A 14,860-nucleotide genomic window follows, 5' to 3' on the forward strand; every position below is an offset into this window, starting at 1 on the left:
CCACACCCTTCGCAAGGGATGCGTGATGAAATGTTCACTGGCAGTCAGAGGAGCAGGTGCGACCGCAGCGCGTGATGACGCGCTTCGGTCCATGCTGACCATGCGCCGTGTGGCACGTGTCGCGCCATGGTCGCTCGCAGCCCTTCTCATCGGCGCGTCATCCGCGGTCCATGCACAGGCGATTCAGAACACCATGGATCCGCTCGGCTCGCCATGGAACGCGCAACGCATCTTCGAGCCTTCGGCATTGCCGGAGCTTGAGCATCGCGACACGCGTGACAGCAATAACGAGCCCGTGGCGCCGGAAGACACGCCGGTGAAGAATCGCCAGCAGCCCGGCTATGAGCCGGTGGGCATCCGTCACGGCTCCTGGATGTTCAATCCGTCGCTGATGACGGGCGCACTTTATGATAGCAACGTCTTCGCATCCAACACGCAGAAGCGCAGCGACATCGCAGCCGTGATCGAACCGAGCCTGCGCGCCCACACGCTGTGGGAGCGCCACGGCATCGACCTCAAGCTCAATTCGCAGAGCACCATCTATAATGAGAATTCCAGCCTCGACCAGACCAATGCCAGCCTGAAAGGCGCTGGCTGGTTCGATGTCGCCCATGACATGGTCGTGCTCGGCAGCTTCCAGATCGCGCGCCTCAATGAAGGCGTGGGATCGCTGAGCTCGCCGACCAATGCGGTGACACCAACACCTTATAATCTGTTCTCCGGCGATCTCACGGTGCGCAAGGAATGGAACCGGTTCACCGGCTCGGTGGGCGCCCGCGTTGATTCCTACGAGTTCGGCACTGCGCGAGCGCAGGATGGCAGCATCATCGACCAGAGCGCGCGCGACGGCCAGATCTATGCCGTGCATGGCCGCATCGATTACGCCTTCTCGCCATCGCTCGGCTGGTTCGCCGGCGCCGAGGGCAATCAGCGCGACTTGCGCGGCATTCCCGGCTCGTCGATCGATTCTACCGGCTATCGCGTGTTGTCCGGCTTCACCGTCGGGCTCGGCCGCCTCGTCAAGGGTGAATTCGGCGGCGGTTATGTGGAGCAGCGCTTCGACAATCCGCTGATCGGCACCGTCTCCGGCCCATCCTATCGCGCCAAGCTGACCTGGAGCCCGACGCGGATGCTCGACATCCATGTCAAGGCCGAGCAGCTGGTGACGCAGACCTCGGACACCAGCTCCACGGGCGTGCTCGCCAATGCCGTGCAGATCGGCGCCGACTATGAGCTGCTGCGCAATGTCGTGCTGTCGGCCTCGGCCGGCTACGAGACCGATCGCTTCTTCGGCCAGGATCGCCGCGACACCGTGACGTCCACCAATGCCAGCGTGAAGTATCTGATGAATCGCTTCAGCTCGATCTCCGCCTATCACCGCTACACATCGCGTGACAGCAACACGCCGATCTTCAGCTATGACAAGCATCAAGTAGGGATCAATGTTACAGCGCAATTTTGATCAGGCCTACCCTGCGCAGGATCCTGTCCCGACAGCCGTCGAGGGCTGGAAGGCGCCGACTGTCGATCTGCGCGAGATGGCGCGCATCCTGCGCCGCCGCTGGCGTGTCGCGCTCGCGCCCGCCGCAGCGCTGGCCGGCGTCGCACTCGTCTATCTCCTGATGGCGACGACACTCTATACGGCGAATTCGACGGTGCTGGTGGATCCGCGCCGCGCCACCATGATCGAGACCAACCAGACCACGCCGACCAATATCGGCACGGACGATGCCACGATCGAAAGCCAGTCGCTGCTGATCCAGTCGATCGCCACGGTGCAGCGCGTGGTCGATCGGCTGAAACTGACCGAAGATCCCGAATTCATGCCGAAGCCCGGCCTGCTCGACCCGATCAAGCGGCTGTTCAAGAGTTCCGGTGGCTCAGGTGGCCTCAGCGCGGAAGAGATCGCCCGCGCCAATGCCGTGGACATCCTGCAGCAGCGGATGAAGGTGACGCGGCAGGGCACCACCTTCCTGGTCGATATCGCCGTAAGTTCGGAATCGCCAAGCAAGGCGGCGACCATCGCCAACACAGTGGCGTCGGCCTATTTCGACGAACAGGTGCGCGCGAAATATGATGCCACCAAGATCGCCGCGAAGTGGCTCGGCGGCCAGATCGACGACCTGAAGAACCGCGTCGTCGTCTCCGAGCGCGCCGTCGCCGATTATCGCGCCGCGAACAACCTGTCGGTCGCGCAAGGCGTGACCGTCAACGATCAGCAGATCACCGATCTCAACAACAAGCTCATCGCGGCGCGCGTGCAGACCGCGGAATCGCGCGCCAAATTCGATCAGGTGCAGCAGCTGTCGAAATCCGGCGCCGATGCCGGGGGCTGAATGCCGCGGTGTCGTCCGACATGGTGAGCAAGCTGCGCGCACAATATGCCGACATCGCCAAGAACGAGGCGGACCTCACCAGCAAATACGGCCCGCGCCATCCCACGGTGGCGAATATCCGGGCCCAGCTCAGGGATACTCAACGCCTGATCAATGAGGAGCTTCGGCGTATCGTCGAGAGCACCAAGCATGATTACGACGTGGCGAAATCACGCGAGGCATCGCTGCAGGACAGCTTGGACAAGTTGCAGGGCGTCTCCACCACGTCGAGCCAGGCGCTGGTGCGCCTGCATGAATTGCAGCGCGAGGCCGAGGCCAACCGGACGCTCTATGAGTCTTATCTGGCGCGCTCCAAGGAAACGACGGCGCAGGAAAGCCTGGAGATGCCGGATTCGCGCATCGTCTCCACGGCAAGCGTGCCGCTGTTTCCATCCGCACCGAAGTCCAAGCTCATTCTCGGCCTCGCCATCCTGCTTGGCCTCGGCGCCGGCACAGTGCTCGCATTCCTGATCGACTATCTCGACGGCCGCATCAAGACGCTGGAACAGGCGGAGAGCCTCACCGGCGTGCCCGCGCTTGCCGCGCTCCCGGCGATCGGCGCGCGCGAACTCGCCTCGCGCGCCAAGCGCGGCCGCGCCGATCTCGGCAACTACGATCCGCGCACCATGCGGCTCCTGCCGCCCTCGCTACAGCCGCCGCTGATGCGCTATGCCATCGAGGAGCCCGGCACGTTCTTCGCCGAAGCCATCCGCGCCGTGCGCCTCTCGATCCAGCGTGCCCGCAAGATCGCGCCGGTGAAGACGGTGCTGGTCACATCCGGTCTCGAGAGCGAAGGCAAGACCACCTTCGCCGGCAATCTCGCGCTGTCCTTCGCGACGCTCGGCATCAAGACGCTGCTGATCGATGCGGATTTGCGCAATCCCGGCATGACGCGCGCATTATCCCCGAATGCCGAAGCCGGCCTGTTCCAGGTCGCCACCGGCGAAGTCCCGCTCGAACATGCCCTGCTGTTCGACCGCTCGTCTGGCCTCTCGATCCTGCCCTCGCCGGCGATGAAGGATGTCGATGTCATCACCGAGCTGATGTTTTCCGAGCAGATGGTCGAGATCCTGGAACGGCTGAAGTCGCATTACGAACTGATCATCATCGACTCCCCGCCGCTGATCCCGCTGGTGGATGGCCGCGCGCTGGCCGAACTCGCCGATCGTATTCTGCTCGCCATGGCCTGGGACCAGACACCGCGCGAGGTCGTGCAGCATACGATGGAGCTGCTCGGCCCCGTGCATGACCGCCTGCTCGGCACGGTGCTGACGCAGGTCGATCTCTCCAAGATCCGCTTCTACGACTATTATCGCAGCTCGGCCTATCTGAAGCCCTATGGCGTTCCTGCCACCGCCGGGGTCGCCCGGTGACATCGATCCGCCCGGCATCGCCGCATCGCCTGCCACGCCACGGCGCTTACGCTATGGCCGGCGGCGCGCGCGTGCCGCAGCGGCGGCCGCAGCCGGATGTCACTCAGCTGATCGATGTCGGCGTCATCGGCCTGCTCACCGTGGCCATGATCGCGATCTTCACGCTGTCCGGCGGCGTGCTCACCCATCTGAAGATCAACTATCTAACGCCCGGCGGCAACTTCCTCGAAAAGCTGCACCCAGCGACCTATCTCACTTTCATGGCCACCGCCTTGCTGCTGATGCGCGGCGGCGACCCCATCGGTGAGATCAACCGCGCCTTCTCCGAAGCCAAGCTGCTGCTGGTGCATCTGTTCTGCTGGTTCTGCCTGCTGATCCAGATGTTCGCGCTGGATCGCCCGTTCACGGTCATCATCGACACGTTTCTGCTACCGGTCCTGCTCTGCCTGCTGATCTGGCGCCTGACGCCGCAGCAGCGCCGCCCGCTGATCTGGGCGCTGCATGCCACGATGCTGCTCAATATCGTGATCGGCTATTACGAATTCGCGTCGGGCCACCGCATCATCCCGCTGACGCTGGGCAGCATCCTCGTGATGGGCGAATGGCGCTCGTCCGCGCTGCTCGGCCATCCGCTGACGGCGTCGGGCATTGTAGCCGCCTATATCATGGCGCTGGTGCTGCGGCCGGCGATCTGCCCGCCGCTGATCATCCGCATTCCCTTGATCACCTTCGCTTTGGGATCGCTGATGGCCTTTGGCGGCCGCACGGCGCTGATGACGGTGCTGGCCGTGCTCGCCGTCATGGCTGCGATCGAGATGTTCCAGCTGATCCGCGGCAAGCGAATCCCGCTGCTGGTCGCGGTCGGCGCCATCTGTCTCATTTTCGCCGCCGTCGGCCTCGTCTTCGCTGCCTATTCGCTCGGCATCTTCGACAAGATGCTGCTGCGATTCTCGTCGGACAAAGGCAGCGCCATGGCGCGCGTCGCCACTTTCGACATGCTGTCGCATTTCCAATGGAGCGAGCTCGTGCTCGGCCCCAATCCCGTGCGCGTCAATGCGCTGCAGTCGCAGCTCGGCCTCAATTATGGCATCGAGAATTTCTGGGTGTCATGCATCGTGCAATTCGGGCTCGTGCACACCGCGCTGATCACACTCGGCCTCACCTGCTTTGCCGTTGAGCTGATGCATCGCTCGGATCGCGCCGCCTGGGCGATCCTGCTTCTCATCCTGATGATCGCCGCGAGTTCCGTGAGTTTTTCCTCGAAGAACATTCAACTGGCGCAATTGGTGCTCTTGATCGCGCTGCTGCTGCCGCGCACGCCGCGACCAGCAGTCTCGCCGCGTCCGACACCGCGGCATCCGATGATCCGGGATCAGGAGTTCGCATGACGATCTATGTCGATCACACCCATCTCGGCCGCCACGTCACCGGCCTTGAACGCATCACCCAGGAACTGTTCTCCGTGCAGGCGCTGGCGCCCCTCGATGTCGTTCCCGTGACATCGCGCGGCACCCGCCAGATGATTACCACGCAGACCTTCGGCCTGCCTGCGCGCCTTGCCGCCTCCAACGCGCTGCTACTCTGCCCCGGCTTCCCGCCGAGCCCGCTGCTGCGCCCCTTCGCTGCGCGCGTGCTGCCCTATATCCATGACGATTTCCTCATCACCCGCAGCGCCGATCTCAATATCCGCGCTAAACTATATATGGCTGCGCCGTTCCGGATCGCGCTGAAGAACTATCCGCGCTTCCTCACCAATTCGCGCGACACGCAGCGTAAGATCAGCGCCTATACACGCGCCGATGCGGAGATCACGCTATACCGTCCGCCTGTGCGCAACGTGTTCAACCTGCAATCGGCCACGCGTAGCGCGCGCGAGGTCAGCGCCTCCCCGCTCCGGCTGGTCGCGCTCGGCACGGTCGAGCCACGCAAGAATTTCGTCGCCGCCGCTCACATCGTCGGCGCACTGCGCCAGCACGGCTTTCCCGGCACCACGCTCGACATCGTCGGCCGCAAGGGCTGGGGCGACGACTGGGCCACGCTGGAGCGCATACCCGGCGTGACGCTGCATGGGTATCAGTCATCCGAAAATGTCACGCGCCTGCTCGATCGGGCCGACATCTTCATCTGCACGTCGCATGACGAGGGGCTGGGCCTGCCGCTGCTGGAAGCGCAATATGCCGGCCTTCCCGTCGTGGCGCCGAATGCGGCGGTGTTTCACGAGGTGCTCGGCAATTCCGGCATCTTCATCGACATCGCCGATCACGGCGGCGCTGCCGCACAGATCGGCGCTGCCATCGCCACGCCCAAGTGGCGCCCGCAATATGTGGCGGCGGCCAGCCAGAATCTGCTGCGCTGGAATGCGCTCGCAGCCAGTGATCATGACACCGTCATCGAGCTGATCGCCGATCTCGCCTCAGCGCGCCGCACCGCGCCCAAGGACAACATGGTCGCCCGCTGACCATCGCACTGACCCGGGGACGCCGCGTTGCAGGATACGACGACCGAAACACGACATCTGGACGGACTGCGCATCGTCGCAGCCAGTGCCGTCGTGATTCTGCATTATGCGGATTATGTGAAGGACCATCCGATCGGCCGCTTCATGGTCGATCATACCTGGCACTTCAATCTGTTCGTCGATCTGTTCTTCGTCATCTCCGGCTATGTGATCGCAAGCCAGTACCTCACCAAGGTCGGATCGCCATCGTCCGTCAGTCGCTTCCTGTGGCGACGCTTTGCGCGGATCTATCCGCTGCATCTCGCCACACTCGGCTTCTATGTGGCGATTGCGCTGGCGATGCATGCGGGCATCGCGCGTGGCGATAATCCCGCGCGCTATCCGTTGTCGGACATTCCGGCGCAACTATTCCTGCTGCATGCCATCGATGGCGCGCGGCTGACCTTCAATTTTCCGAGCTGGTCGCTCTCGGCCGAATTCTTCTGCTATGTGCTGTTTCCGCTGATGGCGATCCTGATCAGCCGCCGGCGGCCGGTCATTCTTGCGCTGATCGCGGTGCCGTTTATCGCCAATACGCTGGTGACGGTCATGGCCGGCTTCGAGCCGTGGCCGGACTGGATCAACAAAGGCGGCGCGTTCCGCGCGGTGCCTGCCTTCAATCTCGGCATCGCCTGCTATCTCTATCGGGCGCAGATCGCACGGCTGCCGGCCATTCCGGGCCTGCTCAGCGGCCTGCTCGTGATGTTCATCCTGATCGGAGCCTATCTGCCAATCATGCTCGCATTGCTCGTGGTCTATGCCATCGCTCTGCTCGCGATCCATCATGACTGCGCCGGCCAGACCACGCTGTTCTCCCGTCTCGGCTTCGCGCGCTGGTCGGATCTCACTTACTCCTCCTATATGCTGCATATTCCCGTCGCGACCATCGTGCTGACGCTGGCGTCGCGCTATCTCGCGCCGGTCTTGCCCGGCGGAAAGCTGATGCTGGTGCCCGTCGCCATCGTCGCCCTCGCCATGCTCAGCGTGATGTCGCTACGCTACTTCGAGACACCCCTGCGGCGCGCGCTCAATGCGTTCTACGATCGCCAGTTTCGTCCGCATCCGGTCGCGGCGCCGCTCACCGGGCAGACCTGAGTCATGACGAGCGTGACGCATTCAGAGACAGGCACCGCCACCGCGCCGGCCCGCGCCAATGCCATCAGCCGCGACGGCGCCATCGACACCATGCGCGGCATCGCGATCCTGATGGTCATCGGCATCCATGCGCTTCAGCAGCCGCTCGATGCCTCCTGGAAGATCGCGCTTGATGCGTTTCTGCGCCCCTGCGTGCCGATCTTCCTGTTCGCATCGGGCTATCTCACCGGCCTGTCCGGTCGCGTGCCCGTGGCCAAGCGCATCACGGCGACCGTGATCCCCTATGCAATCGCCTTCGTCGCCGCCTACGCCTATATGGCGCTGATGAATCCGGCGATGGACCACCGCATCACCACGACCATCGCGCGGTTCGGATTGGCTTACGTCTTCGTCTATTATTATGTCTTCGTGTATATCGGCTGCACGCTGATGCTGTGGCTTGTGCTGTGGTTCGCCACCCGCGTCCCGCAACAGGCCGAACAGCGACTGCAGGTGCTGCTGCTGATCGCCATCGCCTTCGGGCTCATTGTCGGCAGCTACCTCGATCCCACTTTGGCGCGGTTCGGCCTGTCCGACGGCTCCATCGAGGAATTTCGGATGCGCGACATCCCGTTCTGGTTCGGCTTTGCCGCGCTCGGCATGCTGGTGGCGCGCGCCGCCATCCGCGATGTTCTGCTCGACATGATGCCGACCCTCGCCGTCGCCACGGTCGGGGCCTATGCGATTTACACTGGCATGCGGATCTCCGTCATTGGCGATGCCGCCGCCTATGATTCCACCGCCTTCTTCGGTTACGCCGCCGCACTGAGCGTTTTCCTGCTCGCCATGCGCGCGGATGTCCCCCTGCTCGCCACGCTCGGGCGGGGAGCTATTTCATCTATCTCTGGCATATCTTCATCATCATGGCGCTGCGCGATCTCGGCGGCTTCCGCGCGCTCGGCGGCGTGGCTGCCACGATATTGATGTATGTGATCGCCACGCTGGTCAGCGGCGCGGCGCTGCTGGCACTCCGCCAATGGGCGCCGCCGCGCGTCCTGCGCATGTTCGGGGCATGACCATGCTGCTGAAGCGCACCATCCTTTATCTTCCGGCGCAGATCGTCGGCCCGCTATTCCAGCTGGTCGCCATGATCGTGTGGACCCATGTGGTCAACGAACACACGCTCGGCGTGATCACGCTGATCACCGCCACACATGAATTGCTGCAGATCGGCTTTCTGGCGTGGTGGTCGCAATATGCATTACGCTTCTTCGGACGCTATCAGGACGGTGACGAGGCAGAGCGCTTCTATCGCACCGAGAATGTTATCATCCTGATGTCGCTGCTGCTACAGAGCGCCGCTGTCGTCGCCGTGCTCTATTCGGTGATCGCCACCGATACGAATCCGGCATTGATCGCAGCGACCGTCGCCTATGTGATCAGCCGTTCGCTCAATCTCTACATCGCCGAGCGTGCGCGCGTGCGGCACCAGATCGGCGTCTATTCGATCCAGCAGATCGTCGGCCCCGCGGCCGGGTTCCTGCTCGGCCTCTTGATGATCGAAATGATCAGCCCGGCACCGGAATGGCCGTTGCTCGGCTACGCCATCGCGCAACTGTTCGCGGCGCTGATCGTGCTGCCGAAGATCGGCTGCAGCCGCAAAGTCTGGCCCCTCGACCGCGAGATCATCCGCCATGCGCTTGGCTATGGCATTCCGCTGATCTTCGGCGGCGCGCTCGGTTGGGTCGGCCTCAATGCATCGCGTTTCATCGTCAATGACATGCTGGGCGTGGCTGCAGCAGGCCTGTTCGCCGTCGGATACGGGCTCGGCCAGCGCGCTGCTGCCGTTGCGGCGATGCTAGTCACCGCAGCCGCATTCCCGCTCGCGGTGAAGAGCATGGAGCAAGGCGGCGCCAAGGCCGCGATGCGGCAGCTCGCCGACAATGGCGCGCTGCTGCTCGGCATTCTCGCGCCGAGCATCGCGGGGATCTTCCTGCTGCGCGCCGAGATCGTGCATCTCCTGATCGCCGCGCCGTTTCAGGCGGTGACCCTGGCGATTCTGCCGCTCTCGACACTGGCGGGCTCGATCCGCAACATCCGCGCCCATTTCGGCGATCAGGTCTTCCTGCTCCACAGCAAGACGCGGCTGATGGTGGTCGTCTCGGCTATCGATGCCACGGTGACCATCATCGCCAGCCTGATCTGCATTCATCTGTGGGGACTTGTCGGCGCAGCCGCAGCGACGGTGATCTCGGCAGTGGCCGCCGCGCTGGTCAGCTTCGCACTCGGCTTCACGCGATTCGGGCTGACGCTGCCCTGGGCGCATCTCGCCCGTATCGCCATCGCCACGCTGGCCATGGGCGTATTGCTGACGTGGCTGCCGGACGCGAAATCCTATGCCGCGCTCGCCGCGCATATTGGAACCGGCGCGGCGCTTTATGTCTCGGTGCTGGCGCTGCTCTATGCACCGACATTGCTGCGCATGATCCGGCGCCAGCCCCGTTTCTCATAAGGACACAATCTATCCCCGCTTCGAATTCTCGAACGCCCGCGCCATCGCGAACCATAGCGGCTTCTTCTGCATCTCCGCGTCATAAGGCAGTGGCCGTGGCAAACGCTGCGTGGTCGGGTCCTTCTGCAAGGCGATGCCCTTGTAGAAGGAATAGTGATCCGACAACTGCCAAGTGATGACGGCCTTCACGGCCGGCACCTGCAGCACGCTGTTGAGGAATTTCTCGCCGGTCTCGGCGATTGCCTTGTCGCGCGCCGCCACATCATCCGGGAATGTGTCATCGCGGACATCGAATTCGGTGATGTAGATGTCCACCATGCGCTCCGCGAGCGCATGGACGAATTCAAGGAAGCGGCCGGAATCATATGGATAACGCGGCTGCAGATGGCCCTGCAGGCCGACGGCGTCGAGACGGACGCCCGCATGCTGCAACTCGTCGACGAGTTTCAGCATGCCGGCACGCGATGTCCGCCCGACATCGTCGTCGCGCTCGGTCTGCGCCTCGTTCAGCACGAATTTGCTGGTTTTATCCACCGATGCGGCGCGCTCGAAGGCGCGGCGGATATAGCCGGTTCCAAACGCGTCATACCATGGTCCGAGCCGATAGCCGCCGGGCGCCTTGTGGCCCGGCCAGAACGGCTCATTGACGATGTCCCATGAATGCAGCTTGCCGGCGTAACGCCCCACCACCTGTTCGATATAATGATCGAAGAATTTTCTACGTTCATCAACGCTCATGGATTTGATCCATTGCGGCACCCAATCGTTCCAGATCAGGCAATGCCCGCGCATAGGAATCTTGTTGCTCGCACAAAACTGTAGCAATCGATCCGCAGGCTCATAGCGCATCATGCCTGCTTGTGGCGCGATCGTGCCCATCTTGAGGGCAACATCCGTCGTGATGATCCGCGTCTCTTTTGTATAGAGCTCACGATAACCGACATCCTTGTCGATCACAGGTCCCGCAGCAGCACCGAACAGCAATCCACTTTTCGCCGCAATCGCGCCGAGGCTCTGCGTTTGCGGCGCTGCAATCGCATCGCGATGCATGGCAAGCGTCGCACCGGACAGAATCGCAAGAGCGTTTCGCCTTGAGTACTCGAACATAATCACTCTCCATCGATTCAAAACGACGTTGCGTGTGTTTTGATAGCACGCGACTGCATGCGCCATCGTTGCGTCGCAATAGTTCGTTTTCATGTCCGCCATGTCGAGCAGAGTGTCTTTCGAATCTGTGTGCGTAGATCTGCTGTCTCGATGAGCAGATGCATCTCACACAAGCGTATCTCGGCAACATCGTCATAGGGGACCGACATGTTGGACACACCGTCTTCACAACAAGACCATGACAAGGACAATCTCACCGTCGATGGCGTGACGGTGAATGTGTCATCGCTATCGGAAGCGGTGACATCCATCGTCGATGCCGCCGAACAGGGCGAGAAATTCAGCGTTTGCACGCTCAATCTCGATCATGTTGTTCAATTGCAACAGAAGCCCGACTTCCGTGCCGCCTATCGTCGCGCACGTTTCGTAACGGCCGATGGATTCCCCATCGTCGTGCTCAGCCGTCTGCTCGGAGTTCCCATCTCGCGCACCACCGGCGCCGATCTCGTGGAACCGCTATGCGCGGCTGCGGGTGAAAAGGGCCTGCCGATCTTCCTGTTCGGTTCTGATACACCTACGCTGGAAAAATCCGCGATCGAACTGCAACGTCGCTATGACGGCCTTGATGTCGCCGGCATCTTTGCGCCCGGCCGCGGCTTCGATGCGTTCTCGACAGAAGCGGACGACGCCATCGCGCGCATTCGCGCATCTGGCGCAAAGCTCTGTTTCCTCGCGCTCGGCGCGCCGAAGCAAGAAGTCTTCGCATCACGCTGTCTCGACGAACTCGATGGCATCGGCTTCCTGTGCATAGGTGCATCGCTCGATTTTATCGCTGGCACGCAAGTCCGCGCGCCGCGTATTGCGCAAAAGGCCGGGCTCGAATGGGCCTGGCGCATGATCAATGATCCGCGCCGCCTCGCGCCGCGCTATGCGCGCTGCGCGGCTGCGGTTCCGCGTCTTCTTGTCGGCACACTGCCGCAAATCATCAGTGCCCGCACCCGCTTCTTCACGTCTCCCCGCACAAGGAAAGCCGCATGACGTCCACGCTGACCCTCGGCCTGCGCGCCCGCAATGCTGCTCCCGCCCCGCGCCGCTATCAGATCTGCCTGATCCACCCTTTCGATCCGCGCGGTCAAAAGGTCGGCGGGCTCGAGACCTATATCCGCGACTTCATCACCTTCCATCCCGCCGATACTGATCTGCTGTTTGTCGGCGTCGACTCCGTCGGTGATCTCAAGCTCGGTGAAATCCGGCGGCTCACCTTCCGGGGCCGCGACTTCGATTTCATGCCGATCCTGCATTACAGCGACCAGCAGGCGCGCGAGGCGGCAAAGACGATCCGCTCCTCGCTCACCGGCCAGTTCTTCTCGGCGCTGCTGCGCCATTTCATTCCGGTATCACGCTTGATCCGCCAGCGCGGCTGCACCATCGACCTGCGCCGCGTGGAGTTTTCATGGCTGCCGACGCTGCTGCGTCGTCCCTATGTGCAGATGCTGCATGGCGAGGGCGCACCGAAGCTGCAGATGGATTCGCTGCTGAAGAAATATTCCTTCGTGCATAATTTCGGCGAGCGCTTCGCCGTTTCCACCAGTTCGCACTTCCTCTGCGTCAACCCGTTCATCACCGAGCGGCTGAAGGGCACCTATCCCGCCCATCGCGACAAGATCGATACGCTGTGGACCTGGGTAAACACCGACATCTTCAAGCCGCAGCCTTTCCCGGGTAGCACCGATCCCTTCCGCGTGATCTTTGCGGGTCGTCTCGACGAGTTCAAGGATCCACCGCTGATGTTCCGCACCATCGCGCGGTTGCGCGAGAAGCTAAACGGGAAGCTCGAATTCCATTACATCGGCACCAGCGATCCGCATCGTTTCCCGGAATTCGCCGCCATCGAAGACATCACCGTGCGTCACGGCTTCAAGGATGCGCTCGGCATGGCATCGACGCTGGCGAGCGCACATGCCGGCATCCTGACGTCGGAATTCGAGGGCATGCCGCGCTGCGTGCTCGAGACGCTCGCCGTCGGGCGGCCCACCGTCGCCGTGCATCTGCCGCAACTCGAATCGGTGATCGATGACGGCCCGAGCGGCTATCTGATCCCGCGCAGCTCCTCGCGCGACGAGATGGTGGAAGCGCTGGCCGACCGGTTCGTCGAAGTGCGCGACAGCATCGATGCCGGCACGCTCGATCCCATGCGCGTGGCCGATGCCATCGCCAATTTCACCCCGGCGACGCAGCTGGCGCGTGTCTACACCTATCACCAGCAGATCCAGGACGGCCGCGGGCTCTCGATGACCCCATCACCCGCGCAGTGAGTGTTGGGAAACGCGACGTGAATATCCTGCTGTTGTCCAGTGAATACGCCCCGATGCGGGGCGGCATCGGCACCTATGCGCGCGAGATCGCAACCGCCGCGACGCAGCTCGGCGCCAAAGTGACTTTGGTCGCGCCCGATTACGCGCAGGACACGTCGGATGACGATCGCGCCTCGCCGTTTGCGGTGCATCGCTTCAGCGGCGGCCTGCATTCGGCCCGCGACCTGCCCGCCAAGATCATGCTGGCGCGCAGCCGCATCGGCGCCGCGCCGTTCGATGTGGTGCATGCGGCCGACTGGCCGTTCTTCATTCCCGTCGCGCTGGCGCGCGGACGCACGCCGGCGCGCGTCCTGATGACCGTGCACGGCACCGAAATCAACGAAACGCAGACCACGCTGAAGCGTCTTGCGATCCGCTGCAGCGGCGTGTTCGGCCCGCGGACCGAAGTGGCCGCCAACAGCCGCTTCACCCGCGATCTGTTTCGCGAAAAATTCGCTATCGACAACAGCCGTATTCACGCAATCCGCCTCGGCGTGTCGGACTTTTGGTCCGGTCGCCGCATGGACCGCGCAACGGTGCGCGCGCATCGCGAGATCGCGCCGGACCGGATCGTCATGATCACGGTCGCGCGGATCACGCGCCGCAAGGGACATCACCTAACGCTTGCGGCATTGGCGCAATTGCCCGACGAATTACGCCGCCGCATCACCTGGCTGGTCATCGGCCCCGAGGGCGAAGCCGATTATGTGGACGATGTCCGCCGCATGATCCGCCATTCGGATTGCGACGTGCGGCTACTCGGCGCGCTGTCGAATGAGGAGATCCGCGATCTCTACGGCGCCGCCGACTTCTTCTGTCTCACCGGCCTGCCGGAATCCTCAGGCCGCGTCGAAGGTTTTGGCCTCGTCTATCTCGAAGCCGGCGCCGCGGGCCTGCCGAGCGTCGCCAGCGATATCGGCGGCGTTCCGGATGCCGTGCTGGCCGGCGGATCCGGCCTGCTGGTGCAGCCGCGGATCGACGTGATCACCAGCGTCATCCAGCAGCTTGCCGATGACGGCGAATTGCGCACCCGCCTCGCCGCTGGCGCACGCAGGCATGCGCAGGACCTGTCATGGGAACGATGCGCGGCCGAAACCTATCGGCTGCCGCGGCGAGCATCGCCGATCGAGGCGCTGTCGGCATGAGGCGGCTTGCGATCATGTTGTCACTGCTGATGCTGTCCACTGCGGCCGCGCATGCCGACAGCTGCAACAAGAGCCGCGAATATCTGCTCGGCGGCCTGGCCGGCGATCTCGAAATGGCGCCTCAGACCTATGACGGCCTGTTCAAGATCTGCGTGGCGACGGCCACCATGTCGAATGTGCAGGATGCCTTCATCCTCAAGGACGGCGGCATCGCCGTGATCCCCAAGCAGGACACGATCCCCGCCACGGCGGCTACGCTATCGCGCTTCTGCGACGCCAATCCGCGCGCCACGCTGCGCTTTCTGTCGAAGAAGGATCTGGCCGTTGCCAAATCCATGCCGCAGATCGTGCGCCTGTCATCGACCGGCGCGACCTCATGCAAGCAGATCAAGGGGCTGACCTAAGCCAGCCCCTGCTTACGGA

Annotated in this window: 13 protein-coding genes; 12 read left to right on the forward strand and 1 reads right to left on the reverse strand. The window is 63.0% G+C overall.

Annotated features, from left to right (window positions below; all coding sequences use genetic code 11):
* Positions 1-91: 91 nt before the first annotated feature.
* The 8 genes from RPMA_RS21520 to RPMA_RS21550 all read left to right on the forward strand — a co-directional run bounded on the left by RPMA_RS21520 (position 92) and on the right by RPMA_RS21550 (position 9,831).
* Positions 92-1,462, forward strand: coding sequence for an outer membrane beta-barrel protein (locus RPMA_RS21520; RefSeq protein WP_211909691.1), 1,371 nt, complete (start codon positions 92-94; stop codon positions 1,460-1,462).
* A complete protein-coding gene (locus RPMA_RS28130) occupies positions 1,443-2,336 on the forward strand; it encodes a GumC family protein (protein ID WP_249225333.1) in 894 nt (297 codons plus the stop codon). Before RPMA_RS21520 ends, RPMA_RS28130 begins: the two co-directional genes overlap by 20 nt.
* A gap of 8 nt (positions 2,337-2,344) precedes the next feature.
* Positions 2,345-3,748: a polysaccharide biosynthesis tyrosine autokinase gene (locus tag RPMA_RS28135; protein WP_249225334.1), complete on the forward strand. Its 1,404-nt coding sequence runs from the start codon at positions 2,345-2,347 to the stop codon at positions 3,746-3,748.
* Positions 3,745-5,136 (forward strand): VpsF family polysaccharide biosynthesis protein, encoded by a 1,392-nt coding sequence (locus RPMA_RS21530; RefSeq protein WP_249225335.1) that lies wholly within the window; start codon positions 3,745-3,747, stop codon positions 5,134-5,136. Before RPMA_RS28135 ends, RPMA_RS21530 begins: the two co-directional genes overlap by 4 nt.
* Positions 5,133-6,206, forward strand: coding sequence for a glycosyltransferase (locus tag RPMA_RS21535; protein ID WP_211909692.1), 1,074 nt, complete (start codon positions 5,133-5,135; stop codon positions 6,204-6,206). Before RPMA_RS21530 ends, RPMA_RS21535 begins: the two co-directional genes overlap by 4 nt.
* 27 nt (positions 6,207-6,233) lie before the next feature.
* Entirely contained in the window at positions 6,234-7,340 is a 1,107-nt protein-coding gene (locus tag RPMA_RS21540) for an acyltransferase family protein (RefSeq protein WP_211909693.1), read from the forward strand.
* A 3-nt stretch (positions 7,341-7,343) separates the two neighbouring features.
* A complete protein-coding gene (locus RPMA_RS21545) occupies positions 7,344-8,303 on the forward strand; it encodes an acyltransferase family protein (protein ID WP_249225336.1) in 960 nt (319 codons plus the stop codon).
* Positions 8,304-8,391: 88 nt separating this feature from the next.
* Positions 8,392-9,831: an oligosaccharide flippase family protein gene (locus RPMA_RS21550; RefSeq protein ID WP_249225337.1), complete on the forward strand. Its 1,440-nt coding sequence runs from the start codon at positions 8,392-8,394 to the stop codon at positions 9,829-9,831.
* Between the two features lie 9 nt (positions 9,832-9,840).
* On the opposite strand, the gene RPMA_RS21555 is transcribed toward RPMA_RS21550, so the two are convergent.
* Positions 9,841-10,938, reverse strand: a complete 1,098-nt coding sequence (locus RPMA_RS21555) for an endo-1,4-beta-xylanase (RefSeq protein WP_211909694.1) — start codon at positions 10,936-10,938, stop codon at positions 9,841-9,843.
* A 207-nt stretch (positions 10,939-11,145) separates the two neighbouring features.
* Between RPMA_RS21555 and RPMA_RS21560 the strand changes: the two genes are divergently transcribed.
* The 4 genes from RPMA_RS21560 to RPMA_RS21575 are packed head-to-tail and all read left to right on the forward strand — an operon-like array spanning position 11,146 to position 14,841.
* Complete coding sequence (locus RPMA_RS21560) at positions 11,146-11,976, forward strand: WecB/TagA/CpsF family glycosyltransferase (RefSeq protein WP_211909695.1); 831 nt, start codon at positions 11,146-11,148, stop codon at positions 11,974-11,976.
* The gene (locus tag RPMA_RS21565) at positions 11,973-13,253 is read left to right on the forward strand and encodes a glycosyltransferase family 4 protein (protein WP_211909696.1); all 1,281 of its coding nucleotides are present in this window, start codon (positions 11,973-11,975) and stop codon (positions 13,251-13,253) included. Before RPMA_RS21560 ends, RPMA_RS21565 begins: the two co-directional genes overlap by 4 nt.
* Before the next feature lie 17 nt (positions 13,254-13,270).
* On the forward strand, positions 13,271-14,437 hold the full coding sequence (locus RPMA_RS21570; protein WP_211909697.1) for a glycosyltransferase family 4 protein: 1,167 nt from the start codon (positions 13,271-13,273) through the stop codon (positions 14,435-14,437).
* A gap of 14 nt (positions 14,438-14,451) precedes the next feature.
* Positions 14,452-14,841 (forward strand): hypothetical protein, encoded by a 390-nt coding sequence (locus RPMA_RS21575; protein ID WP_211909698.1) that lies wholly within the window; start codon positions 14,452-14,454, stop codon positions 14,839-14,841.
* The last annotated feature ends 19 nt before the right edge of the window (positions 14,842-14,860 follow it).

The organism is Tardiphaga alba (assembly GCF_018279705.1).
Taxonomy (GTDB): Bacteria; Pseudomonadota; Alphaproteobacteria; order Rhizobiales; family Xanthobacteraceae; genus Tardiphaga; species Tardiphaga alba.

Bases quoted from the DNA above. Each gene is read 5' to 3' on its own strand.
- RPMA_RS21520 (WP_211909691.1), top strand. From the start codon at position 92: ATGCTGACCATGCGCCGTGTGGCACGTGTCGCGCCATGGTCGCTCGCA.
- RPMA_RS28130 (WP_249225333.1), top strand. From the start codon at position 1,443: ATGTTACAGCGCAATTTTGATCAGGCCTACCCTGCGCAGGATCCTGTC.
- RPMA_RS21535 (WP_211909692.1), top strand. From the start codon at position 5,133: ATGACGATCTATGTCGATCACACCCATCTCGGCCGCCACGTCACCGGC.
- RPMA_RS21545 (WP_249225336.1), top strand. From the start codon at position 7,344: ATGACGAGCGTGACGCATTCAGAGACAGGCACCGCCACCGCGCCGGCC.
- RPMA_RS21550 (WP_249225337.1), top strand. From the start codon at position 8,392: ATGACCATGCTGCTGAAGCGCACCATCCTTTATCTTCCGGCGCAGATC.
- RPMA_RS21555 (WP_211909694.1), bottom strand. From the start codon at position 10,938: ATGTTCGAGTACTCAAGGCGAAACGCTCTTGCGATTCTGTCCGGTGCG.
- RPMA_RS21560 (WP_211909695.1), top strand. From the start codon at position 11,146: ATGTTGGACACACCGTCTTCACAACAAGACCATGACAAGGACAATCTC.
- RPMA_RS21565 (WP_211909696.1), top strand. From the start codon at position 11,973: ATGACGTCCACGCTGACCCTCGGCCTGCGCGCCCGCAATGCTGCTCCC.
- RPMA_RS21575 (WP_211909698.1), top strand. From the start codon at position 14,452: ATGTTGTCACTGCTGATGCTGTCCACTGCGGCCGCGCATGCCGACAGC.